21 protein-coding genes are annotated in these 23438 nt (G+C 57.9%); 8 read left to right on the plus strand and 13 right to left on the minus strand.

All coding sequences use genetic code 11. The annotated features are described in order from the left end of the window. Positions 1 to 12 precede the first annotated feature (12 nt). Entirely contained in the window at positions 13 to 2301 is a 2289-nt protein-coding gene (locus HY010_04495; protein MBI3474967.1) for a tetratricopeptide repeat protein, read from the minus strand. 216 nt (positions 2302 to 2517) lie between these two features. Between HY010_04495 and HY010_04500 the strand changes: the two genes are divergently transcribed. The 3 genes from HY010_04500 (at position 2518) to HY010_04510 (ending at position 3922) form a co-directional block, all read left to right on the plus strand. Beyond that, positions 2518 to 2913 (plus strand): hypothetical protein, encoded by a 396-nt coding sequence (locus HY010_04500; GenBank protein MBI3474968.1) that lies wholly within the window; start codon positions 2518 to 2520, stop codon positions 2911 to 2913. Positions 2914 to 3053: 140 nt separating this feature from the next. Beyond that, positions 3054 to 3485 carry a tRNA (adenosine(37)-N6)-threonylcarbamoyltransferase complex ATPase subunit type 1 TsaE gene (gene tsaE, locus HY010_04505; GenBank protein MBI3474969.1) on the plus strand — a complete coding sequence of 144 codons (432 nt, stop codon included), beginning with the start codon at positions 3054 to 3056 and terminating at the stop codon, positions 3483 to 3485. Positions 3486 to 3697: 212 nt separating this feature from the next. Beyond that, the gene (locus HY010_04510; GenBank protein ID MBI3474970.1) at positions 3698 to 3922 is read left to right on the plus strand and encodes a hypothetical protein; all 225 of its coding nucleotides are present in this window, start codon (positions 3698 to 3700) and stop codon (positions 3920 to 3922) included. A gap of 48 nt (positions 3923 to 3970) precedes the next feature. Here HY010_04510 and HY010_04515 read toward each other — a convergent pair whose 3' ends face one another. From HY010_04515 to HY010_04550, 8 genes are all read right to left on the minus strand, one after another. Further along, positions 3971 to 4741 carry an enoyl-ACP reductase gene (locus HY010_04515; GenBank protein MBI3474971.1) on the minus strand — a complete coding sequence of 257 codons (771 nt, stop codon included), beginning with the start codon at positions 4739 to 4741 and terminating at the stop codon, positions 3971 to 3973. 129 nt (positions 4742 to 4870) lie between these two features. Next, entirely contained in the window at positions 4871 to 6118 is a 1248-nt protein-coding gene (locus HY010_04520; protein MBI3474972.1) for an MFS transporter, read from the minus strand. 96 nt (positions 6119 to 6214) lie between these two features. Then, the gene (locus HY010_04525) at positions 6215 to 6754 is read right to left on the minus strand and encodes a transposase (GenBank protein MBI3474973.1); all 540 of its coding nucleotides are present in this window, start codon (positions 6752 to 6754) and stop codon (positions 6215 to 6217) included. A gap of 165 nt (positions 6755 to 6919) precedes the next feature. Continuing rightward, complete coding sequence (locus HY010_04530; protein ID MBI3474974.1) at positions 6920 to 8410, minus strand: DUF4097 family beta strand repeat protein; 1491 nt, start codon at positions 8408 to 8410, stop codon at positions 6920 to 6922. Then, positions 8403 to 9350, minus strand: a complete 948-nt coding sequence (locus HY010_04535; GenBank protein MBI3474975.1) for a hypothetical protein — start codon at positions 9348 to 9350, stop codon at positions 8403 to 8405. The genes HY010_04530 and HY010_04535 overlap by 8 nt, the downstream gene beginning before the upstream one ends. After that, complete coding sequence (locus HY010_04540) at positions 9347 to 10099, minus strand: zf-HC2 domain-containing protein (GenBank protein MBI3474976.1); 753 nt, start codon at positions 10097 to 10099, stop codon at positions 9347 to 9349. The genes HY010_04535 and HY010_04540 overlap by 4 nt, the downstream gene beginning before the upstream one ends. Continuing rightward, the gene (locus HY010_04545; GenBank protein MBI3474977.1) at positions 10099 to 10698 is read right to left on the minus strand and encodes a sigma-70 family RNA polymerase sigma factor; all 600 of its coding nucleotides are present in this window, start codon (positions 10696 to 10698) and stop codon (positions 10099 to 10101) included. The genes HY010_04540 and HY010_04545 overlap by 1 nt, the downstream gene beginning before the upstream one ends. 360 nt (positions 10699 to 11058) lie before the next feature. Beyond that, a complete protein-coding gene (locus tag HY010_04550) occupies positions 11059 to 13719 on the minus strand; it encodes a VCBS repeat-containing protein (GenBank protein MBI3474978.1) in 2661 nt (886 codons plus the stop codon). A gap of 274 nt (positions 13720 to 13993) precedes the next feature. Between HY010_04550 and HY010_04555 the strand changes: the two genes are divergently transcribed. Then, on the plus strand, positions 13994 to 15868 hold the full coding sequence (locus tag HY010_04555) for a winged helix-turn-helix domain-containing protein (GenBank protein ID MBI3474979.1): 1875 nt from the start codon (positions 13994 to 13996) through the stop codon (positions 15866 to 15868). Between the two features lie 11 nt (positions 15869 to 15879). Here the strand turns inward: HY010_04555 and glpX are convergent, their stop codons facing one another. Then, complete coding sequence (gene glpX / locus HY010_04560) at positions 15880 to 16863, minus strand: class II fructose-bisphosphatase (GenBank protein MBI3474980.1); 984 nt, start codon at positions 16861 to 16863, stop codon at positions 15880 to 15882. 411 nt (positions 16864 to 17274) lie between these two features. On the opposite strand from glpX, the gene HY010_04565 reads away from it, so the two are divergent. Both HY010_04565 and HY010_04570 read left to right on the plus strand, forming a co-directional pair. After that, positions 17275 to 17820: a hypothetical protein gene (locus tag HY010_04565; GenBank protein ID MBI3474981.1), complete on the plus strand. Its 546-nt coding sequence runs from the start codon at positions 17275 to 17277 to the stop codon at positions 17818 to 17820. 24 nt (positions 17821 to 17844) lie between these two features. Then, entirely contained in the window at positions 17845 to 18240 is a 396-nt protein-coding gene (locus tag HY010_04570; GenBank protein ID MBI3474982.1) for a carboxymuconolactone decarboxylase family protein, read from the plus strand. Positions 18241 to 18363: 123 nt separating this feature from the next. On the opposite strand, the gene HY010_04575 is transcribed toward HY010_04570, so the two are convergent. Together HY010_04575 and HY010_04580 are read right to left on the minus strand one after the other, a co-directional pair. Beyond that, complete coding sequence (locus HY010_04575) at positions 18364 to 19545, minus strand: acyl-CoA dehydrogenase family protein (protein ID MBI3474983.1); 1182 nt, start codon at positions 19543 to 19545, stop codon at positions 18364 to 18366. Positions 19546 to 19642: 97 nt separating this feature from the next. Further along, positions 19643 to 20128: an isoprenylcysteine carboxylmethyltransferase family protein gene (locus HY010_04580; GenBank protein ID MBI3474984.1), complete on the minus strand. Its 486-nt coding sequence runs from the start codon at positions 20126 to 20128 to the stop codon at positions 19643 to 19645. An 89-nt stretch (positions 20129 to 20217) separates the two neighbouring features. Here HY010_04580 and HY010_04585 point away from each other — a divergent pair, with 89 nt between their 5' ends. Further along, positions 20218 to 21186, plus strand: coding sequence for a proline iminopeptidase-family hydrolase (locus HY010_04585; GenBank protein MBI3474985.1), 969 nt, complete (start codon positions 20218 to 20220; stop codon positions 21184 to 21186). A gap of 101 nt (positions 21187 to 21287) precedes the next feature. After that, a complete protein-coding gene (locus HY010_04590; protein MBI3474986.1) occupies positions 21288 to 21776 on the plus strand; it encodes a DUF2721 domain-containing protein in 489 nt (162 codons plus the stop codon). 18 nt (positions 21777 to 21794) lie between these two features. Here HY010_04590 and HY010_04595 read toward each other — a convergent pair whose 3' ends face one another. Beyond that, positions 21795 to 22934, minus strand: a complete 1140-nt coding sequence (locus HY010_04595; protein ID MBI3474987.1) for a hypothetical protein — start codon at positions 22932 to 22934, stop codon at positions 21795 to 21797. Positions 22935 to 23438 lie beyond the last annotated feature (504 nt).

The following is a 23438-nucleotide window of genomic DNA, read 5'->3' on the forward strand; positions in this document are numbered from 1 at the left end:
GCTGGGAGCTCTCTACCCTTTGGTCTCCGCCAGCGCCTGCCGCAATTTTTCGACGTCCGAATAGTCCGGCTTGATCTTCAATACGCGGTCGAGTTGTTGCCGGGCGAGCGCGGCCTGTCCGTTGCGCGCGTAGGCCAGACCGAGGTGGTAGTTGTAGGTCGCGTTCTGGGGATCTTTGTTGATCGCTTCCTTGAACAGGCTGATTGCGGAACTGTACACGCCTTTGTGGTAGTACGCCCATCCCAGCGTGTCGGCGGAGTTGGGATTGTTGGGAAGCTGGCGTCGCGCGTTCTGGGCCATCGCCAGGGCGACGTCGATGTTCCCGCCCTGCTGCAACATCACGAAGGCTAGATTATTCGACGCCAACGGCTGGTTCGGTTGCAGGTCAAGGACGTGCTGGTAGACCTGCTTGGCTTTATCCCACTCCTGATTGTGCTCGTAGATACCTCCAGCGAGCAGGGAAAAGCGAATTTCATTGGGATTGTTCTTTGCACCCTCGAGATACGTGGCGAGCGCCTGATCGCTCTTTCCTTGTGAACCCTGCACCATACCCAGGCTCAGCAGTGCCTCGGGATTGTTTTTGTCGAGGTCTGCCGCGCGCCTGAATTCCGCCTCGGCGCCAGCGCTATCCTGCTTTTGCTCAAACAACAGTCGTCCTAGGATGATGTGAAAGCCGGCGTTGTTGGGATACTTGGCAATCTGCGCGTTGGCTGCGGCCAGAGCCCGGTCAGGTTGCTTCTGGATGAGGTACGCGTTCAGAACGCCTCCTAAGGCGTCGCTAGCATTCGGATCCAGATCGAGCGCCTGCTGGAAAGATTTCTGTGCCTCGGCAGTATTGTTTTGCGCAGTCCGCAGGTTGCCCAATTGCACGTACGCGGCGGGGTTGTCGGGAGCTTTCTGCAGCGAGCGCCTGATGAAGTCTTCGGCGCTGGCAAACTGTTTGCGATCGATGTCAGCCACGGCTCGCAACAGGTATCCATCGGGAGAACTCGGCTGCCCGCTGATAATCTGATCTGCTTCGAGCGCCAGAGTGTTCACGTCGCCGCGCCGGATCGCCGCACCGGCGAGTGCGCGATGAGCATCACCCAAATCCGGACGCAGGCGAACTGCTTCGTGCCATTCTGCTTCCGCCTGAGTGGCGTTCCCCACCTGATCGAAAGCCATTCCCAGGTAGTGGTGTGCGATGGAGTTGCCAGGTTCGTTCTTCAGAACGCCTTGCAACGTGGTGATCGCGGTACTCCCCTTGCCGGCGCGAATTTCAATCTGGCCCTTATAGATCTGGGCGTCGACATCGTCGGGTGTTGCTTTCAGGATCTCGTCGTTCAGCTTACGGGCTTCGTCGAGCCGGTTCTTGAACGTCAGGAGTTGAACATAGAGCTTCTTGACCGCGATGTCCTTGGGATGCTCTTGATACAGCGACGTATATTCCGTGATCGCCTGGTCGAGGCGGTTGTTGGCGAAATAGAAGTCGCCCAGCATCCGATAGCCTTCTGAGTTGTCAGGAAAATCTTTTTTGGCCTGCCGGAGAAGATCTTCGGCCATGCTGAATTTGTTTTCCGCCAGCAGCAGGCGAGCGAGGGAGCCGCGCGGTTCCGGATCCGAGGGCGCCTGTTGAATCGCCTGCTTGAACTGCTGCTCCGCTTCGGGGTAACGTCCGCGTAGCTGGTAGAAATTTCCGAGCGCAATCAGGTTGTTGGTGGACTTCGAGTCCAGGCTGATGGCTTTCTTATAGCTCGCTTCGGCGGCATCCCATTGCTCGCCTCGTGCCTGCAGCAGAGCCATGTTGAGATAGGAATCCGAGCGGTTAGGATCCATCTGGATCGCCTTCTGCATCGAAGCGAGCGCGCCGCCCATGTCATTCTTGGCGGTATCGTAGTTCGCAACTGCGATGTAGACCTCAGGATTGTTGGGCTGCTTTTGCGTGAGCAGGTCGAGATGTTCTTTCGCCAAGTTGAGCTGGTGGTAGGCGATGAAGAGATTGGCCAGATCGAGATGGGCGGGGTAGAACTCCGGCTCAATCTCAAGAGTGCGCGTAAACTCCTGCGCTGCGTTGGGAACCTGATCCAGTTTCAGTTCCGTGAGAGCCAGTTTGTAGTGTGCGTCTGCGAAGCGGGCATCCACCTGGATGGCGTTCTCGAACTGGATAGCGGCTTCCCGATATTTGCCTTTTTCGTAGTAGCGATTGCCGCTCTCGAGGTACTTCTGTTTCCGCACGTTCGGATCGCGCGAGCAACCGGTGAACATCGCCGCCAGGAAACAAGCAGCCAACACCCCACACCAAAGTCCTGATCGTTTTGCCATTTTCAAGTCTCCGAACGCCCCGGTTTGCGCCAACATCTGTTTCTTATCAATCGCTGGTTACACAAAAGTACCCTTCCGGGCGCGGGCCGGAAAAGTTACTGCCTTTATTATCGCAGACCCCGGAGGGGGTAACCGAATCGATTTGGGCAACGCTCGCGGACTAGCACTCCGGTAATCTGCCCCGATAGGTCCAATCGTGACATAGTTTTAGCGGCTATGACACACTTCCCCCAAACCAACTCCAGCCGGCGCTCACCTCGCGTACAGCTCAACGGATCGGTGGCAGCTGCCATCCGGGCCGAAGGCGGTCAGCAGGCGCGCGCAAAACTTCAATCCATTTCCATTACCGGTGGACTGCTGCAAATGCCGGTAGAACTTTCGACCGGCGATTTCGTGGAGATCGCGTTTCACACTCGCACGGGCGCGATCCACGGGATGGCCGAGATGCTGCAACCGGTGCGCAAGTTTCAGAGCGCCTGCCTGCAGCCGTTCCGCTTCGTTGCACTCGGTGACGATGACCACCGCAAATTGCGAATGGCGCTCGACAGTGCTCTCGATCGCAGTTTCCTGGACCCAGTCTCCGATCAGCTGAAGACTCCACCGGGACTGTAAGGGCTGATACCGGCGATCCGGCTCGCTATACTGGAATCGTCGTTAGTCGGCAGTCGTTCGTCGTGTGCGATCTGTGCTCGCGCAACTGAGCCGATCGCCAACGACCAGCGACCTGCGACCCACGATCAGTACCGACTCCAGTGACCGCCCAGACCACGCACACGCACTCTGCCGAGGAGACAATCGCTTTCGGGCGATCGCTTGCCGCAAAACTGACGGCGCCTTCTCTAGTACTGCTGCGCGGAGATCTTGGCGCGGGCAAGACGACACTCGTGAAGGGAATCGCCGAAGGGTTCGGAGCGGCGAGCGCCGACGATGTCACCAGCCCCACTTTTACCCTGGTCCACGAATACCGCGGCGAGCGAGCGAACCTTTATCACATCGATCTTTACCGGATCGATACCGAACGCGAATTGGAAACGCTGGGCCTCGACGATCTGGCCGGGCCGGAAAGCATCCTGTTGGTGGAGTGGGGAGAGAAGTTTCCGCGCCTGGTCGGTGAACGGAATGTCGAAATTGCGTTGGAGCGAGTCGGGGAAAACGAACGGCGGATCCAGATTACCGGTTTGTAGACACGTCGCGGATGACGATAGCACGGGGGCAAGCGACCGGGGCACTCCACTCCCGCACGATCGAAAACAGTATCCCGGCGGCGAAGATGGCGAATACGATTCGGTCGCGCATGCTGTTGTTATGATGACTGGAGAGTGGTGACTGCGCAAGCGATCGAGCGAAGGGTAAACCGGTACGTTCCTTTTGCCCGCTCGCGCATCTAAATCAGGTGATGACACAACTGGAACCAGGCACGATTCGAAAAACTACGCTGGACGACCTGGAAGTCGGACTGATCTGCGCCGACCGAGACGGCAACCGGGTGCGTATTGACCGTGTGGATCCAATAGCGGGAACGATCGCTTACCACTTTCTTAACGACGAGCTTCGCGTGCAGGAAGGTGTCCGCGAGGAGGCCATCGCGGATTTTCTGAGTGAGAGTTGGTATCTGGCGTGAGATTGCAGAGGTACCTCTTCAATCTGCCCTCTAACCTCTGCAATGCTTTTAGAATCCCATAATGTTGTAGCCGCAATCCACGTAGATCACTTCACCGGTAATACCCGAACTGGCGTCCGAAGCCAGAAATACACCTGTACCGCCTACCTCATTCACATCCACGTTGCGCTGTAGCGGAGCGCGCTCGGCGTGGGACTTCAGCATGTCTCCCAAGCCTGAAATGCCTCGTGCAGCAAGGGTTTTGATTGGGCCGGCTGAAATTGCGTTGACGCGGATCTTCCTTCTACCCAGATCTTGCGCCAGGTAGCGCACCGTGCACTCCAACGCGGCTTTTGCTACGCCCATCACGTTGTAGTGCGGGACAACTTTCTCTGCGCCGTAGTAGGTCATGGTGATGATGCTGCCGCCTTCTTCCATGAGCGGCGCAGCAGCGCGAGACACCGCAATCAGCGAATAGACGCTGACGTCGTGCGCGATCCGGAATCCTTCGCGCGTGGTCTGCGAAAAATCCCCCTTCAATTCCTCAGCGGGGGCGTAGGCGACGCTGTGTACGATCACATGAAGCTTGCCGTAACGAGCTTTGAGTTTCTCGAACAGGCGGGCGATTTCTTCGTCGCTGGAAACATCGCACATGAAGCCTTCCGCGCCGGGCAAGGAAAGAATCAGGTCGCGCGCTTCCTGTTCCAGACGCTCGTTCTGGTAGGTGATCGCAATGTTGGCGCCGGCAGCATGCAGTCCCTGGGCGATGGCCCAGGCGATGGAACGTTTGTTGGCAACTCCGAAGACGACGGCGGTGCGGCCCTTCAAGTCCTCGAACATGGTGAAAGCTCCTGTGAAAGTTAGGACAAAAGAATATCAGCATCTGCAGAGACGCGGCTTGCCGCGTCTCGGTTGGCAGGGGCCGCGCAGCAGATGTGGTGTGCACGCTGAGACGGGGCAAGCCCGTCCCTACGGTATGGTTTCGGTGACTGCCTGCGCGGATCTCATCGGCCACAGCGCGCTGCCGAAGGCGAGCGCGTAGACTGCGGCGATCAATCCGAAGCCGGCGGCCAAGCTGACGCGCGACGAGACCCATCCCACCGTGATGCCGAGAACGATTTGCAGCATGGTGCCGAAAAAATAGAATGTGTTTTGTACGCGTCCCATGAAGTGCGACGGCACTTGCTTCATCAGGCTGGTATTCATCGCGACGCCGCTCAGTCCGCGTGCCGATCCCATCAAACCGTAGAGCAGGACGGCCAACGAAAGCCACGGCGAATACGGGGACAGTGCCATGGCAATGGTCAGGATCGCCATAGAGACTGCGATCGAGCCACGTGAGCCGAGCTTCTTGATCGCTGCCGGCGCATAGAGTGCGCTCAGGAATGCGCCCACGCCCCAGCCGCCATTCAACCATCCGTAACCTTTTGCTCCGGCGTGAAAGACGTTGTCGCTCAAGGGCGGTGTGACTACGACTCCGGTCATCATCGCGCCCAGAAATAGCGCCCAACTTGTGCCCAAAAAAATTACGCTGCGATGATCGCGAAGAAACACCAGACCTTCGCTCATTTCACGAACAAAGCGCTGGATGGCCGTTTCCGCGGCTTCAAGATCGTGCTTCAATTCCTGCGCGCGAGGCACGACACGTCCCTGGCGCACCGCGAAATAGCAGAGGAACGACACGACGTAGGTGCTGACGTCGATCATCAGGACGCCGCCGAGGCCGATGTGCTCGTAGACGAATCCAACGATGGCGCCGGCGATCATCCAGCCGCCCTGGACGCCAGCGAGCAGCAGAGTGTTCGAAGCCACGAACTCGCCTTCGGGCGTCAGTTCCTGGATCAGTGCCGTGATGGTCGGCCAGAACATCCAGAAGCCGGCCGCAACCAGCGTGTTCATCAGATAGAGCTGCCAGACCTGTACGTGGCCGCGATAGGCGAGCACGGCCACGACGAGAATGATGAGGGCGCGTCCGGCGTCGAGCCACATAACCAGGCGGCGCCGGTCTTCGCGATCGATGATGACGCCGGTGAAGGGCAGCATCACCATGGCCGGCAAAGTTTGCAGGACAGCAAAGGTCCCTAGCGCCATTTCAGAGTGAGTACGTTGCAGAACCGTCCAGGCGACGGCGGCGGAGTTCATCCCGCTGCCCAGCATGGAGATCACGTTGGCCGCAAAAACAAATCGCAGCCCGCGTTTCTGCAAAATTGCACGCATCTTTTGAATCTAACATGGGGCTTGCAGAGTTCATGGGTTGCAGCGTTCGGATCGTCGTGTAGAGACGGGGCTTGCCCCGTCTCCCGGCTGCGCCAGTCAGCCGGCCAGTCGAATATTGTCGGGGTCTTGTCCCCAATTCTCCGGGTTTCTCCGAATGTATTCTCTAACGGCAGTGACAGCCGCATTCGAACCGAGAATGCGATCATGAAATCGAGACTGCCACTCGAAACTCCGAATTCCATCCTGATAGCAATGTCGAGTGACAGCCGATTTGTAACCTCCGACGATCGTCGCAAGACTCGGGCGTCCATGAGGCCCAGCGTTGACGAATTCGGCTATTGCGGATTCGGGTGAGTAACGATGGAGTCCGCCAATCACGATAAGCGCATGAACGTGGTTGGGCATAACCACCGCGCAATCAATCAAAACGTCGGAATAGTGTGTGGCCGCGACGGAGAGTTCATGCTCTGCAATCGTGCGGGCTTCAGACAGGACGATGTGGTCATCCACCAGCGAGCCTAGCGTGTATTTCTTCCCTTTCGTGCAAAGGGTCACGAAATACCAACCCGGATTGCGGTAGTCCCAGTTCGTTAGACGAGTAGTTTCAACTCGGTATTGTTTCTGGAATAGAGTCACGACAGCAAATCGTATGGCCTACAAGAATGAAGAAACGGTGATTTGAATCACCGACGATGGGGTTGATTTCCTCGAGCTGCATTCACATGTGCCAGCGGAGACGGGGCAAGCCCCGTCTCTACACGGCGTGTCCGGTGAAATCAGAACGTTGTTTTAGGTGGGATCCTAATTCTCGGTCTCGACCGGTGCTGCCTTCGGTGCTGGCAATGCTTTCGTTGCCTTCGTCGGTTTCGACGGCGCTCCTGGAACGTCGGGAGGCGCAGGCGGAGTGACGGCTACGTTGCCTTTGCGAATCTCGACAGTGCCGTGCTCGTTGTTGATCACGAGGTTCGGACCGTTGCTTCCGATTGAACCGGTGGCGCTGGCCTGGGTTTCCCCGTTGGTGATTTGCAGTTCGCTGAAGTCGCTGGAAATCTCGCCGCCTCGCGAACGCGCTTCGACTCTCACGGCAGTATTCGGCGCGAGTGTTACTTGAATGTCGCCTTTGCGGTTTTCGATCTGAATGTTGCCCGCTTTGTGGACGCCGACTTCGACCGTCCCATTGTCATCCTGCAGACGCAGGTCACCGGACAATCCGTCCAGGCTGATGTCTTTCGAGCGAGTAATCAGACGCACGGGGCCAGTCATCGAATCGGCGCGCAGGTCGCCGGAATCGAGATCAAGGCGGCCGTCGAGCCGCGAGAATTCCATGTCGGTGCGAGCCGACTTGAAGCCCACGGTCTTTGAGATTCGTACCAGGCGCACGCTCTCCTGAAATTCGCCGTTCAAGTGAGCCATGCCATCCACATCTTCGACCGCGACTTCATTGCCATGGCCGGAGATGGTGACATCGCCTTTCACGTGCGAGACGCGTGAGGAGCCGCCTTCCATATCGATCGTGACGTTGCCGGTGTGGTCGCTGACGTTGACTTCGCCGTGTTGATGATTGATGGCGGCATTGCCAGTCACACCGGTAATGGCAACGTCTCCGCGCCGGCTGGTGATTACCAATTCCACATTGCGCGGGATATAGACGTCCATGTCCGTCGTGACGCCCTTGTCCCCCGCTCCCTGGGTGTTGGCATTGAGGGTGACGATCTTGTCGTTAACGGTAATTTCGGGCTTGGTCTTGGTGTTATAGCTGTCGGCGTCGTACTGCTTTTCCGCGCGAACTTTCTTGCGAACGGAGACCTTCAGCGTGTGGCTGTCATTGGCTACGTTGATGGTTACGCCGCCACGTTCGTTATTGATGCGCAGCGTTCCACCGGCAGGGAACTCCTTGCTCAGTTCGTCGCTGTAATCGTAGGACGTTCCTCCGAAGAAATCTTGGAGGTCCTGGTCGTCACCGATCTGGATTTGGTCCTTGATGTTCGGCCACACCCGCAGAAACTGCGTCGCCGCAATTCCGGACATGACAATGAACAGGCACAGGAACACGCCGCCAGCGCCGATCCCGCGAGCCGGCTGGCCCGATCCCTTGGCTTGCTCGTGCTCAATCAGCTTGATTACACCCCACAGAATCAGTACCGCTGGCCAGTATCGGCCGTAGTACGTGAGAAACGAGGAGAGATTCAATACGCCCAACGTGACCAGCAGGAACAACAATCCCACCAGGATCAGAACGACGGGCCCTGCAATCGAGCGCGCGGGCCGCGGATTGATGACCGGGCTAGCCACGGTTCACCTCCTCAGAAACGGGTGGTGCAGGCTGGTTCATCACCGGAGGCGGTGGGCCGCCCGGATCCATGGGACCCACGTTTCCGTGAGATCCACCCAGCAATTTCACTGCACCGATGACCAGCAAGATGATGGGCCAAGTACGGTGGAACGGTGCGACGTCCACATTCTGGAGCAGGAACAGGATTCCCAAGACCAGCAGGATCGCGGGCGCCATCATGCGGCCGGATCTGCGCCGGGGATCGACCCCGGGTGCATTCGCATGCGCAAGTAATCCCATGTTTCTTGCAAAGAGCCAACCGCCAAGGACGATCAAGATAATGGGCCAGAAGCGGTCGGCGCCAAAATCGCCAATCGTGTTCAGGAGAAAGAGCACGCCCAGAGCGATGAGGACAACTGCCCCGGTTGGAATCTTGCTGGCATCAATTTTCGAGCCGCCAGAAACCATGTCGGACAGGCCCAGCGGATCGGGAGCTTCCATGCCCGCTTGAATGGCTTTTGCGGAACGCACGGCGTCGAAGATCTGGTAAAAAACAAAAAATGCAATACCCAGTCCAAACACGGTATCCCACGAGCCGGCATGTTCCGATCCGTAGACCAGGAACATGAAGATCACGAGGTGGGCCAAGCCCTTGGCATATTGTCCGTTGTAAACGGCACCGATGCCGAGCGGGATCGCGCCCAGGATTCCAGCCAGGGCCGGGTTCGGTCCCGAACCTGAAGTCGCAGGCGTGGCGGGAGCGAATCCCGGTGGCGGCGCCGCAGCTCCCGGAGCAAAGGCAGCGGCAGTGGGGGGCACGGTGCCCGCCATTTTCGCGCCCAGGCAATCTTCGCAATAGATCACGCCTTTGACTGGACGTGTGCAGTTCGCGCACAGTGCTTTTCCACATGTACGGCAATAGGCCACCGCTGACGCATCAGCATGATTGGCGCAGTTCATACGATCCTCCTGTTCGTGGTCACCTTCACGGCAGGTGGCAGTTCCTGCAAGTCCGCTAATACCGGTTGATTTTCGCCCCGGGAATAGTTGCGTTCCTGTTTCTGGTCTGGTTGTCCACTTGTGTCGTTGTTGTTCTTGCGGTTCTGGTTTGGTTTCGCGGGTTCAGCTTCCGCCGGAGTTGTCGACCGTTTGAACTCGCGCACCCTGGATTCGATTTCGTAAACGAAACGAATGTTCTCGTAAAACTTCACTACTTTGCCTTGCGTGGTGTAATACGACCGCTTGATGGCGGAAGGCCGCACGTCGATCTTCGCCATGTCAGACGGCTTCACGCCCGCTGCACTCAAGGCCAGCGAGAATGAAAAGAAAATCATTCCGAACGACATCACGAAGCGCGGCTGCCGAACGAATGTCGACGTCGGCGTGATGATCGAATCCCACCACTGCCGGACGCGTTCGCCCGTGCTGCGACGTTCTGGCGAGTTGACCAACAAACGCGCACTCGAAATTCCGCTGGTCGACGCCAGAATATTGTGGAGAAGGTGAACCGGCGGTTCGACTTCTTCGAGCGACTTCAGCAACTGCTGCCCGACCAGAGCGTCAGCGAGGAGAGGTCCGCAAAGCTTGCAGATCCTTCCATGCGCTTCGAAGCTCTGCTTTTGAGAGCCGCTCAGCTGGCCGTCGAGCGCTTCGCTGAGGAGGGCCTCAAACTGGCTGCACTCGATCCCGTGTTTGGTTTCGCCTGGCATCAGATCACCTGCCTGTATGTACGTTGAAGTAGGCGTGCAAGTTCCGCTCGCCCCCGATTAATTCTTGACTTCACGGTCCCTTCCGGGACCTTTAAAGCGCCTGCAATTTCTTTGTAATCCATATCTTGCAGATCCCGCAGGATCACGGCCTCGCGCAGCTCCGGAGACAGCTTCTGGAGGGCCTGGTGGACCGCTTCCTTCGTTTCCCGGCTTTGGACCTGCTCATGGGCTGATTTCGAGGGGTCCGCAATCTGCGCGGAGAGCGGCTGGGCGTCCTCGTGCTCGGAAGGAGCCGTATCCAGCGAGTCTGTCATCCGGTCTTGCTTGGTCTTGCGGAAGTGGTCGACCAGCAGGTTGCGGGTTACGGTCGTAACCCAGGTCATGAACGCGCCCTTGCTCGCGTCATAGGAGCCAAGGGTGCGATACATCTTGATGAATACTTCCTGGGTCAGATCCTGGGCGTCGTCGGAGGTCCCTGCGAAGCGGTAGCAGATGTTGTAGATGCGCCGGTGGTGGCGCTGAACGATGTCCTCCCAGGCAGCCGAGTCGCCGGCAATGCAGCGACGGACCAGCAATCCGACGACCTGAGCCTCGTCCACCCGATACGCTCCGGAACTCCTGGTACGTCCTGTAAACCGCGCGTTGACGCCGAAGGTCGCTGTCTGGCTTAACAACACACTACAGGTACGTCTGTACGGAACAGGAAGTTCCCTTGAATCATGAAGCTAGCGATTGTAGCAGTGAGGGCAAGGGATGCGGCAAAGAAAGGGGGCGGCGGAGAAGATCAGTGCAAGAAAATCGACGTGTGACGCAAGCCTAAAAAACCGGAGCGCAAATCCCCTATTCGCGCTCCGGTACCATCAGCCAGGAGACCCGGCTTTGGTGAACTGATGCGGTCAAGTCGGCGCGGCCCATCGAAAGCTGTTCCGATGGGCCGTGCAGATGGCGAAACTGGTTTTCTACTTGCCAGTGCCGTTGAGTTGCACGATCTGCGTACCCACTCCGTCCTTGATGGACATGGTCGCGCTTCGCGCCCCCGTGACCGTGGGCAGGAATGTCACCGTGATGGTGCAGTCCCAGCCTGCCTTGCGGCTCGATCCGCAAGCTGACTTCGCGGTGAAGTTGCCCGGATCGGCGCCCCCAACCGTGACACTGTTGATCGCCAGCGACGTCTTCTGGTTATTGGTGAGAATCACAGCGTCGGCCTTCTTCGCGCCGACGGTGACCGATCCGTAGTTCACGTTGAGCGGCGAGACGCTGACCGGTTGCGTGCTGTTCAGCATGACGGAAATGAAGCTGGGGACGTTCGTGTTGACGAGTGCGACGTCCGGCATGCCGTCGCCGTTGAAATCGGCAACAACGGCGCTGGTGGCTGCCCGTCCGGTATAAAAATTCTGGGCAGTGGTGAACGTGCCGTCGCCATTTCCCTGGAGAATCGCCGGGCCCGCGGGCTGGTTGTTGCCGACGACGTAGGGAATGATTACGTCGAGCTTTCCATCTCCATTGAGATCGACCACGACCGGGACTTGAGGTGCGCTCATCGATAGACAATTCAGTGTGCCCGGCGTAAACGTCCCGTTGCCATTCCCCTTCAGGAACGCGTAGCCGAGATTGTTGTTGGTGCAGCCGTTGGCGCCCGTAGTGACGAGCACGTCGGCCTTTCCGTCCTTGTTGAAATCCGCGGCGGCCAGCGTGATTGGAAAATATGGCGTGGCGGTTTGGATGGGTGCGCCAAATGTCCCATTGCCATTCCCCGGCAGGACGAAGACGTCGCTGACATTGCCCTTGGTCGCCACTGCGATGTCCATCTTGTCGTCGCCGTTGAAGTCGGCGAAGGCGACAACGTTAGGGGTTGGATTGATGGAGTGAATGCTGGTGATCAGCGTTCCTGAGTTGTAGGTGCCGTTGCCTTTATTCAGCAGAACGCTGAACGTGCCGTCTGCATTTTCCGTGACGATGTCCAGTTTGCCATCGCCGTTCAAGTCAGCCAGATGAACGACCTCCTCCTGCGTGGTTGCGCCGGTGGAATAGTAGACAGCTTTCTTGAATTTGCCTGTCCCCAATCCAAGCATCACGGCTACGGTGTTGAGTTGGCATCCGCCGCCGCCGTTTCCGTTGAGCGTCGCAACCAGGTCGGCTTTGCCGTCACCGTTCACGTCGCCGGTGGCAACTGACCAGACGAAATTCGCGGTGCAGGTGCTGGCGGTCGCGAAGGTTGTCGTTCCGGGCGCGCCATTGGAACTGCCGAGGTTGATCCCGATTTTTCCGGCGGCGCTCCCGGCCAGGGACTGCGCGATATCCGGCAAACCGTCGCCGTTGAAATCCGCGGTCACGAGGTTGCCGGCTTGATTGATGCCGGTGAAGTTGTAAAGCTGGCTGGTCTGGAAACTGCCATCGCCGCGGCCGAGCGACACCGTGATCGTATCGAGGCCGTTGCTCTCCAGCAGATCGAGCGTGCCGTCGCCGTTGAAATCGCCCATCGCGACGAGAAAATTGCTGCAATCGTTGCAGGCTTGTAGCGGGTAAGCGGGTCCGGCGGTGAACTTGCCTTTGGCTTTGCCGAAAAACGTGAACACGTTGCCAAATCCATCGGGAACAATGATGTCGAGTTTCTTGTCGTTGTTGATGTCCGCCAGCACAATGTTGTTGGTGGGGTTGAGACTCACGGTACCGAGCGTTCCATTGACTGCGAACGTACCGCTCCCCTGATTGAGATAGACAATGGCACTGACACTACTGCCCGTGATGACCACATCTGGTTTCTTGTCGCCGTTCACGTCGCCGATGGCGATGTCGTTGGCGGCAAAGACACCTGCGATTCCAACAGGATAGTAGGTAGGTGTTCCAAATGTGCCGTTGCCGTTGTTCAGTAGAATGGTCATCCCGCCACCCGTGGTGGCGTTTGTATTGAGAGCGAGATCAGGTTTGTTATCGCCATTCAGATCGCCGACCGCCAGTCCGCCACAGTTGATGATGCTGCCGCCGCAAACTGCGGTGTAGGCCACGGGCGGCTGAAGGCTGCCATCGCCTTTGCCCAGAAAAACAAACACGCCGTTCTCCGGAGTCATCGCGACGAGATCGAGCTTGCCGTCGCCGTTTACGTCGCTGGCCACAATGCTGTTCGGTCCTGGATTGAACGTGCTGCTGGCGGGCGCCGAATACGTCGCACTGAACGTTAGGCTGCCGGCGCCATTCCCCAGAAAAATATGAACCTCTGAGTTGGCGCTAATTTCACTGACCGCCCACACGGCTACGTCGAGCTGGTGGTCACCGTTAAAGTCGCCTACTGCGATCGCCTCGGGAAAAATATTGGGTGCCGCGATGTTGAGAGTGATCGGCGTTTGGAACGTGCCGTCCCCTTTCCCCAACATCACGTTGAGATTGGAACCGGTATCGAGGTTGACCACATCTAGCTTGCCGTCGCCGTTGAAGTCTCCGGTGGCGACCGCGATGGTTGAGGGGCAACAATTCGGCGTCGCAGCGAAAGTTGTGGGCGACGGGAATGCGATGGGAAGAGTTTGTGCCTGCGCCAGAACTCCGGCGCACATCACGATAGCAGCGATGCTGATTGTCCTGGTCAGCACGCGCAAATACTTGGTCTGCAGATCATTCGAAGTCATTTCTTGTTGTCTCCTGGGATTGGCTGCATTGCAGATCGTTGTTCAAGGGGGACCTGCGTCCAAATCTGCGGAGACTTTCACTTGTCCCGGTGCGCCCGGTCAATGGGCGGAGGATAGCGGCAAGTTGGCATGTGTATAGCGGGATAAGCCACGTCCTCGCAGTGAGTTAACCGAACTTATTAACTGAAAAATGGATCGCCATAGCACCTGACAAAAGCTCATTTACGGTGATAACCCCTGTGTTAAACTTCCGTCTCCCCCTCTATCTAGCTTTATGGGTTCTCTACAGGTCCCTCCAGTTCTCGTTCGCTTCGGTGTGTTTGAAGCCGACCTCCGCGCCGGAGAGCTGCGGAGGAACGGCGTCCGGGTAAGGCTGCAAGACCTGCCTTTTCGAGTTCTAACCCTGCTGGTGAGCCGTCCCGGTGAAGTGATTACGCGCGAGGAGTTCCGTCAGGCACTCTGGCCGCCCGATGTCTTTGTGGACTTTGAGCAAAGCATCAGCAGCGCGGTCATGCGGCTGCGCGACGCACTCAACGACTCGGCCGACAATCCGATTTTCATTCAGACCATCGAACGCCGCGGCTACCGCTGGATTGGCCCCATACAAAGCCACACCATGGACCCGGTCGTGCCGGATCAGGCACCACCGGCGGCGCAGATGAAAGAGAGTCTCAATTCTGTCGCACGCGATGCGATGGGATCGACGCCGCCCGCCCAGCAAAGCAACACCAAAACGCGCCGGCGTCTGATAGCGGCTGCAATCCTCGCCCTATTAGTCGTGGCCGGATTCCTGCTGTGGCGGTGGCAGCGCCCAGCTCCGATTTCGTCGATCGCTGTGTTGCCCTTCGACAACCTCAGCGCTCCATCATTCAACGACGCTTTCAGCGACGGATTGACCGACGAAATCGCTGCCTCCGTTTCGCATCTGGACGGCGTCCGCGTGGCCGGGCGCCGCTCCGCCTATGTGTTCAAAGGCAAGCATGACGATCTGCGCGAGATTGGTTCCCGCTTAAATGTTGAAGCTGTAGTGGAAGGCAGTGTCCAGCGCGCCGCCGATCGCACGCATGTCACCGTGGAACTGAATCGTACGCGCGATGGATTCACGATCTGGAGCCAAACCTACGACGGCACCACCAGCGACTGGATGCAGATCGAATCGCAAATTGCCGGCTCGATTGCACGGGCGCTGGCGCGGAAGATTTCTCCGACCACCCCGGCGTCTCACGACCCCGAAGCACACGCTTTGTACCTGGAGGCGCGCTATCAGTGGAATCAGCGAAACTATCCCGCCGAACTCAAGAGCGTGGACCTGCTGCAGCAAGCGATCGCGCGCGATCCGAACTACGCGCTGGCTTGGGCAGGACTCGCCGATTCTCTGATTGCCATCGGGGATGTGGAAGAGGTTGATCCCGCCGCCTATTTACCGCGCGCCCGCGATGCGGCCCTCAAGGCTCTGCAACTGGATTCATCGCTCGCCGAACCGCACGCCGCGCTGGGGATGGTTGCCGCCCATTACGACTACGACTGGCCCACCGCTGAGCGCGAATACAAGAAGGCGTTTGAGTTGAATCCCAACTACGCCAGCGCGCACCAGTACTACGCTCTGGGCCTGATGGCTCATGGCCGCTTTGCCGAAGCCGAAGCGCAGCTCGATACGGCCCGCCGCCTCGATCCGCTGGCGCTCATTGTGGACGTCGATCTCGCTCTGCTGCGCAAGTTCCAACGCAATTTCGATGCCGTGATTGACGTTTCGAAAAGCATCCTGCAACGCGATCCCAACTACCATCTCGGCTACAGCATGCTGACCACGGGATATCTCTGCGAACGCCGCTGGGATGACTGGCGTGCAGCCGACGCGAAAGTTCCCCAGGGAGAGTTCCTGCGCGCCATAGCGAATGGACACCGCGATGAAATCGATCGTGCCTTTCGCAAGTTGACCGACGAAGCCAAGGCCGGCGGTCGTCGGCCTTATGATGTTGGGCACTACGGACTGATGAAGGGAGACCGGTCCATGGCTCTCGACTGGCTGGAAAAGTCGTACCAGCACCACGACTACTGGATGCTGTTCATCAACGTCGATCCAGAGTATGACCCGATCCGATCCGAGCCGCGCTTCCAGGCGATCTTGCACCGTCTTGGGGTTGGTTAGCCGGGACAGCGCTACATAAACCTCACTTTTACATCCGGCCCTTTATCCAGGTGGATGCTTTCAATGAAACGCACCTTGCCCGTCTTCAGAGTCAAAATGACCGACGATGTGCGTTCGCCTTCGCCAAAGAAACGAACGCCTTTCAGAAGCGCGCCTTCGGTTACTCCAGTTGCGGCGAAGATCAATTGTTTGCCAGGAGCAAGATCTTCCGCTTCGTAGATGCGATTTTTGTCTTTGATCCCCATCTTGGTGATGCGTTCCTCAAGTTCGGGCTTGTTGATGACGAGCCGTCCCTGCATGTAACCGTTCAGGCAGCGGATCGCGGCTGCCGTGATCACGCCTTCAGGAGCGCCGCCTGATCCCATCACCGCGTGCACACCCGTTCCGATGACAGCGGCCGCGATCCCGGCCGACAAGTCGCCATCGCCGATCAGCTTGATGCGTGCCCCGGCTTTGCGAATGTCTGCAATGAGCTTTTCATGGCGTGGACGGTCGAGCACCATGATCACCAGGTCATCGACCCCGCGATGCAGGCGCCGAGCGATATTCTTCAGGTTGTCACCCACCGGAGCATCGAGTTCGATTGCATTCTTGCAGGACGGGCCGACCACAATCTTTTCCATGTAACAATCAGGCGCGTGCAGCAGGCCGCCTTTTTCGGAGGCGGCGAGAACGGTGATGGATCCGGGTGCACCAGTGGCGCACAGATTGGTTCCTTCCAGGGGATCGACTGCAATATCGACATCGGGGACGTCGCGTCCGTCGGGAAACTTGCCGCCCACTTGTTCGCCGATGTAGAGCATGGGCGCTTCATCGCGCTCGCCTTCACCGATCACAATGGTGCCGCGCATCGGAATCGTATCCATGACCTTGCGCATGGTCTCGGTGGCGACTTGATCGCTGAGCGGGCGGTCTCCCTGGCCCATGGTGCGCGCCGAAGCAATCGCGGCGTTTTCCACCACGCGCAGAAATTCCAGCGCCAGATCGCTCTCCATGTTCTCCCCGAAACTCTTCGGGTGCATTACAGAACGATTTTCACTTGCCATGACTACCTCCGAATAAAACTGCGATTCCATGAGGCCTGAGACTGCGGCTCCCGACTATAAACCAACCCGGCGAAACCGGGAAGGAGAGGGAGCATGCTTGATTACTCCTGAGAATTGATCGCCGAAGATTCGCGGTGCGGGCCAACACAACTTCTTGTGCTTGTTCTATTCGGAAATATTTTGAACGCAGCGCTCACGGATGCTCCCGTTCTTTTCGCTGGCTCGTCTCAATGCGAACGACTGCACGTGCAGCAGCCGTCGTCTTGGAACGAAACGTTCGCAACAGAGCTTGCGGGCGTTGTTTGCAAACACGCTCACCAGCACTGTTCGGGAGCGCTGTTCGCAAACAAGGAGTGTCCTATGTTGGCGTGGCAGCGGACGACTTGGTTGTTGCTTCTGACGAGTTCCCTGGTGCGAGCGCAGTTGGCGATCGAGAATCCTAAGCATCTCAATGTGCCGGAGTCGCAAGCCCATGCTCTGTTTGTGACCACCACCCGGGTGATGGAAAAAGAGTTCAACGCTCCCGGAGCGCTCGAAAACAAATTCCATATGAAGCTCGTGATCGGAGAGAAACCCGAACGCTTCACCATCGATGATGTTGCCGGGAATGGAACGCTCTATCTGGAGCGCTGGAACGAATTCAAGTTCACCACCGTGACGATGCGGCTGGCGATCCAGCAACTTCTGGTTCCGGAACGCCAGCAGAGGATGCTGGACGTGATTGTCCGCCGCGCCCATGAAATCGCTCCCGTGTCGGCGTCCGAACTCCACGACGAAAAAATCATGCTGCCGCAGCCGCCGGCGCAGGGCGGCTGCCTGGGACAAATGACAAATGCAGCAGTTGCCGGGATACCCTGTAAACCCGGGCAGGGTTTTCCCCAAAACGGTCCCATGAGGTTACGCTGACGGCGGCTCTGCTAATCTTTCTGGATGCCTGACCGCACCGAGCCCACTTATATTTTTTCCGACCAGCAGGTCGCCGAAAAGAGCGCGATCGCGCGCAAGTTCCTCGACATCCGCACCCACTTGAATGAGCACGTCGACAAGGCGGACAACTTTCTCGTCAAACGCTTTTACAACCTCGATCACAATACCTATCTGGAAGGCGCGCTGTCGGCGAAGAGCAAGGAGTTGATGGGACTAGCGGCCTCAGCGGTCCTGCGCTGCGACGACTGCATCAGCTACCACATCATCCAGTCGTATCGGCTGGGCGCGACGCGCGCGGAACAGGAAGAAACCATCAACGTGGCACTGGTGGTCGGCGGCAGCATCGTGGTCCCGCATCTGCGGAGGGCGTATGAACTGTTGTCGGAGTTGTACGTTTAGAACATGTGGGGCGGGCGCCCCCGCCCGCCTGCATGCAGCGGAAATGCTGCGGCCCCTGACCAAACTCATTCAGCTAGTCTGTTCCGCCCTGGATAACTGTGTTTCTGCTCGCCGATGGCTCCGCTAGAACGCGTCAATCCCCGTCACATTGGCCCCAATGATCAGCGTGTGAATGTCGTGCGTGCCTTCGTAGGTCTTCACGCTTTCCAGGTTCATCAGATGCCGCATGATCGGATAATCGTCGGCCACGCCGTTCGCGCCGAGAATGTCGCGGGACATGCGGGCGCACTCGAGGGCCATCCAGACGTTGTTCCGCTTCGCCATCGAGATGTGCTGGTGCTCGACTTTGCCGGAGTCTTTCAATCGTCCCACTTGCAAGCAGAGCAATTGCGCTTTGGTAATCTCGCTGATCATCCACGCGAGTTTTTCCTGGATGAGTTGGTGTGAGGCGATCGGTTGATCGCGGAACTGTTTGCGCAGCAACGCGTATTGCAGCGCGCAGTCGTAGCAAGACATGGCTGCGCCGATCGCTCCCCAGGAAATTCCGTAGCGCGCCTGGTTCAGGCACATCAGCGGAGATTTCAAGCCGCCTGATTTCGGCAGCAGGTTCGATTCTGGAATTCGAACGTCTTGCAGCGACAGTCCCGATGTGACCGATGCGCGCAGTGACCACTTGCCATGAATGTCGTCAGCCTTGAACCCGGGACGGTCGGTTTCGACGAGGAAGCCCCGGACTTTGTCGCCTTCATCTTCCACTTTCGCCCAGATCACGGCGACATCGGCGATCGAACCCGAGGTGATCCACATCTTCTCGCCGTTCAGTACGTACTCTTTGCCCACTTTCTTGGCGCGGGTGCGCATGCCGCCGGGATTCGATCCGAAGCCGGGCTCGGTGAGTCCGAAGCAGCCCAGCTTTTCGCCTTTCTGCATGGCGGGCAGCCAGGTGTTTTTCTGTTCGTCAGTTCCGAACGCGTAGATGGGATACATCACCAGCGCCGATTGCACGCTCACGAACGAACGCACGCCGGAGTCTCCGCGTTCCAGTTCCTGTGTGACCAGTCCGTATTCGACGTTCGACATGCCGGCGCAGCCGTAGCCTTCAAGCGACGCGCCAAAGAATCCGAGATCCGCCATGGGCTTGACCAGTTCGCGCGGAAAGCGCCCGGCACGGTTGCACTCTTCGATAATCGGGACGAGATTGTCTTCAATGAACTTGCGCGCCGTATCGCGGACGAGCCGCTCGTCGTCGCTGAGTAACGTATCGAACCCGATAAAATCGACACCACGGAACTTGATGGCTGGCATGAAAAGTCACACTCCCTGGAAGTCAGCAAAATAGAAATGGCAAACTAGTTAGGCTAGCAGAGCGCGCGGGAAGTCAGCAATTCGGGGAGCGTTGCGTTCATTTGCTGATCTTCGGGAACCAGCGCGGCACGGTGGCGCAATACCGTTCGTATTCCTCGCCGAACTGCCTTCGCAGTGTGGGTTCTTCGTAGAGCAGCACGAACACGTGGAAGCACACTCCCAGGCAAAGCAAGTAGGTCGCGATGGAACGCGAATGGAACAGCCATGCCTGTCCGCCGACGATGAGCAGGACTCCGATGTACATCGGGTTCCGGATGTAGTGGTGCAGTCCGCGCACGACCAGCGCTTTCGTCGGTGCGATGGGCGCTGGAGTTCCTCCACCGATGAGCGCGAATCCCCAGAATGCGGTGTAAAGATAGATTGCAATGCCCACAACAATGAGGCCGATCGCCGCCCATTCCTCAGGGCCACCCACCGGGAGGGCCTTCCGCCTCAGCACCCACGGTACATAGGCGGCGACAGTTCCCGGTACGACCACGGTGAAGAGCAGCGTCTTCAGCAACGGCGCGACGGACTTGTTCATGACCGCCCATTGTTCGCTCGAATTGAGCGATGGGTCAATCCCTTCCTGTGCGCGGACCCTGTGCTAGCATTTCCGCCATGCGAAGTCCTATGATCGCGCTCTCTTTCATTCTTGCTTCCCTGGTTGTTTCCAACGCGCAGGCCGTCCGGCAGCCTGCGAACCTCTACTACATGCAGGAAGGGTTTGTGGACAGCCACGGCGCCCTGATCTACTACAAGTCCATCGGACACGGCGCGCCGCTCATGATCGTGCATGGCGGTCCGGGCGCGACGCATGAATATCTTCTGCCCTATCTTTTGCCGTTGATGCGCACCAGTCGCCTCATCTTCATCGACGAGCGCGGCTCTGGACGATCGTCAAAGCTCGAAGACACCAAACAGTACACGATCGGCAACATGGTCGAGGACGTTGAGAATGTGCGCAAGGCGCTCGGCCTCGGCAGGATTAGCCTGCTCGGACATTCCTACGGTGGAGCGCTGGCCCAGGCCTATGCGCTGAAGTATCAGCAGAATCTCTCGCACCTGATTCTCGCCAGCACGTTCGCCAGCACGAAAGAACTCAACGAAGCGCTGGCCAAGATCAAGTCTGAGATGGATCCGAAAGATCTGGAGCGAGTGAATGCGCTCGAGGCGGCGGGTCTGTTCGGCAAAGGCGAACAGTGGGAGCACGGACGCTATCCGGAAGAATACGCAAAGCTGGCGTGGGGCAAGGGATATCTTCCCTACATCTACCAGGCGCATCCCGACCCGAACGATGATCCGGTCGCGTCGAACAACACGGCTTGGGATGTCTATCGCGAGATGTGGGGTTCGCACGGCGAGTTCGTCGTCGATGGCAATCTTTCGGAAGTGGAATACGTCGACAAGCTGTCGCAAATTAAGGTTCCCACTCTGATCATCGTCGGCGATCACGATGAGAGTGATCCGAAGATGTCGCGCGAGATGCACGAGAAGATTGCCGGATCGCAACTCGTCATCCTTCCCAACAGCGGACACATGACCTTCGTTGACCAGCCGGAACAGTTCCTGAAAGCGGTGCGCGACTTTGTAAGCCACTAGGATCTCAGTCGGTGTACCCAGGGGCTTCACAGGGCGATAATTTTTTCGATGATCCGGCGCAAGCGCTGTATTCTTTTGACAGAGTCATCGAAAGCAAAGTCATGAATGACATCGGCCGTTTGTTTCAGGCCTTCCTCGCGCCCGCCCTGCTGGTTTCCGCGACCGCGCTCCTCATTCTTTCCATCAACGTTCGACTGATGGGATTGGTCAGTCGTTTACGGCAATACGTGCATGCCAAATACGATGCGACCAAGTCGAACCGCACGGAGGCGGTTGCCGCTTATACATCGCAGATCGAGTCCATCGAGCGGCGGGCGGGATTGATTCGCCGCTGCTTTCTTCTGGCACTGATTTCCTTGGCGGGATCGATCTGCTCGTGTCTCCTGCTTGGGTTGGGGTTGTATGAAATGAAGGCTGCCTGGGTGGCAGCCATGGTGTTCGCGGGATCCCTGACGTGCCTCCTGGCGTCGGCGGTGTACTACATCCGGGAAGTAATGGTGTCGCTGAGTTCCGTCCGCGATGAAGCGCGCGATCTGCTCTTCATGGATCTCGGGTCCCCGCCAGAAAACAGCGGGCCCGATACGCCATAGTCCCATCCCCAGCAGCGCTTAGTAGGTGAACGACTGAAGCTGCGTCACGGCCGGGTCGGGGCCATCCACATACCCGGTTCGATTCGTTGGATTGATCGCAATGTGCGTCCGAACCACGTTGCCGGCATTCGAGAAATTGAAGCCGTCCAGCGATTCCACCAGGTTTCCCTTGATGTCATAAACCTGAATGCTGCTGCCAGGACCCGTGCTCGATACAGATTGAGCGACCAGAAAAAGTTTGTGGATGGGATCAAACTGCACGTCGGTTCCACTTTGCAGTTGGCCAGTTGCTCCGGGGAGCACTACAGCGAATCCGTTCTTTTTCTTGAGATCGTAAAACTCCACTCGGAAATCTACTTCGGTCGTGGTGCAGGCGATGCCATCTTCGGAATCGACGGCGAGCCCATTGATGAACCCCTGCCGAAACGGAGGTGGGCCGGGTACTCCGAGGAACGTATTCACCTTTCCAGTGGTCAGGTTCACCAGTGCGATGACCGGTGCCGGACCTCCCACCGCTCCGTCGGAAGCTGCTACCACGGCGCGGTTGTGCTTGCTGTCGTAGGCTACCGACGGACTGTTTGAGAAGAAGAATGGGTTGTCGGGCAAGGCGATCTGAGGCCCAAAAGTATTCGCCGCCACGTCGGAACCAAGTACGAACGTATGGTCGTCGCCGCCATTTTGGAAATACAGAAAAGCAGTCTTGCTGGTGCCCTGCAGGCGGCTCACGGAAAGCATGATGTCGTCCTTGGTCAGCGGCGGCGTCCATGTCCCGGTAAATTTCTTCGAACTCAGCGGATCGAGGACGGAATAGATGCGCGAGTCCACGAAGATGTCTTTGACGTGCTCGCGCTCGACCAGCCCGATTCCGTTGCCCACAATTCCGAGAGTGATGAAATCGTCCTTCCCTTGGATCTTCTTGACCACGCGGAGAATCTTCCCGGTGGACTGATCGAAGGTCTCGACGGCTGCCAGCAGCTTTCCGGTGGGCAAGAAGAAGGCCTCCGTCAGAATTCCTTCAGTGCCGTTCTGATCAATATCAAATCCGAAAATCTGCCCGCCAAACATGCTTTGCACGATGACGCTGCCCGGCCCAACGCCGCTCGCATGTTGTTGGGACGGTGCGGGTGCAGATTGCTGTCCCCAAGTGAGGGAACTCATCGCGCAGGCCAGGGCCAAGGTAAGTGATAAGGAAAATGATGAAGGTCGACGGTCGAAGAAACGCATCGAGAAACTCCTTAGATATAACGAGGGATCGGGCATCGAACCCGCAAGACAGGTACTGAACAGCACCAGCAAACTACCCGAGCGATCGTCCACTGGTGTCATGTTTTCGTCAAGAGTTTGTAAAAAGCAAGGCTGGAACGGCGCCTGCAACCATTGCGAAGAGTCTTCGCCGCGCAAGCCCACCAAAGGATTTCATGGGCTATCGTCCCGAGCTACCATCCTGGGTTACCGTCCCGGAGGGACGTTCGAAAATAGCCCGCCAGTTTACTGGCGGGTACAAATCCCATAGCGGTTTGAGTGCCGGAGGCACGGATGAAACTCTTGCCCGGCACCGCGTGCTCCGTCGTCCCTCTGGCACTGTCCGTTCTAAGTCAAAAATCTAACCCGGCGTTGAAACGCCGGGCTATTGTCGACCGGGGCTGCTTCTGAAACTGACCT

The organism is Acidobacteriota bacterium (genome assembly GCA_016196065.1).
In the GTDB taxonomy this organism is placed as follows: Bacteria; Acidobacteriota; Terriglobia; order Terriglobales; family Acidobacteriaceae; genus Acidiflorens.

Excerpts from the sequence above, each read along its gene's own strand:
- HY010_04495 (MBI3474967.1), bottom strand. The coding sequence starts at position 2,301 with ATGGCAAAACGATCAGGACTTTGGTGTGGGGTGTTGGCTGCTTGTTTC.
- HY010_04500 (MBI3474968.1), top strand. The coding sequence starts at position 2,518 with ATGACACACTTCCCCCAAACCAACTCCAGCCGGCGCTCACCTCGCGTA.
- HY010_04510 (MBI3474970.1), top strand. The coding sequence starts at position 3,698 with ATGACACAACTGGAACCAGGCACGATTCGAAAAACTACGCTGGACGAC.
- HY010_04515 (MBI3474971.1), bottom strand. The coding sequence starts at position 4,741 with ATGTTCGAGGACTTGAAGGGCCGCACCGCCGTCGTCTTCGGAGTTGCC.
- HY010_04520 (MBI3474972.1), bottom strand. The coding sequence starts at position 6,118 with ATGCGTGCAATTTTGCAGAAACGCGGGCTGCGATTTGTTTTTGCGGCC.
- HY010_04535 (MBI3474975.1), bottom strand. The coding sequence starts at position 9,350 with ATGAACTGCGCCAATCATGCTGATGCGTCAGCGGTGGCCTATTGCCGT.
- HY010_04540 (MBI3474976.1), bottom strand. The coding sequence starts at position 10,099 with ATGCCAGGCGAAACCAAACACGGGATCGAGTGCAGCCAGTTTGAGGCC.
- HY010_04550 (MBI3474978.1), bottom strand. The coding sequence starts at position 13,719 with ATGACTTCGAATGATCTGCAGACCAAGTATTTGCGCGTGCTGACCAGG.
- HY010_04555 (MBI3474979.1), top strand. The coding sequence starts at position 13,994 with ATGGGTTCTCTACAGGTCCCTCCAGTTCTCGTTCGCTTCGGTGTGTTT.
- glpX (MBI3474980.1), bottom strand. The coding sequence starts at position 16,863 with ATGGAGAGCGATCTGGCGCTGGAATTTCTGCGCGTGGTGGAAAACGCC.
- HY010_04565 (MBI3474981.1), top strand. The coding sequence starts at position 17,275 with ATGTTGGCGTGGCAGCGGACGACTTGGTTGTTGCTTCTGACGAGTTCC.
- HY010_04570 (MBI3474982.1), top strand. The coding sequence starts at position 17,845 with ATGCCTGACCGCACCGAGCCCACTTATATTTTTTCCGACCAGCAGGTC.
- HY010_04575 (MBI3474983.1), bottom strand. The coding sequence starts at position 19,545 with ATGCCAGCCATCAAGTTCCGTGGTGTCGATTTTATCGGGTTCGATACG.
- HY010_04580 (MBI3474984.1), bottom strand. The coding sequence starts at position 20,128 with ATGAACAAGTCCGTCGCGCCGTTGCTGAAGACGCTGCTCTTCACCGTG.
- HY010_04585 (MBI3474985.1), top strand. The coding sequence starts at position 20,218 with ATGATCGCGCTCTCTTTCATTCTTGCTTCCCTGGTTGTTTCCAACGCG.
- HY010_04590 (MBI3474986.1), top strand. The coding sequence starts at position 21,288 with ATGAATGACATCGGCCGTTTGTTTCAGGCCTTCCTCGCGCCCGCCCTG.
- HY010_04595 (MBI3474987.1), bottom strand. The coding sequence starts at position 22,934 with ATGAGTTCCCTCACTTGGGGACAGCAATCTGCACCCGCACCGTCCCAA.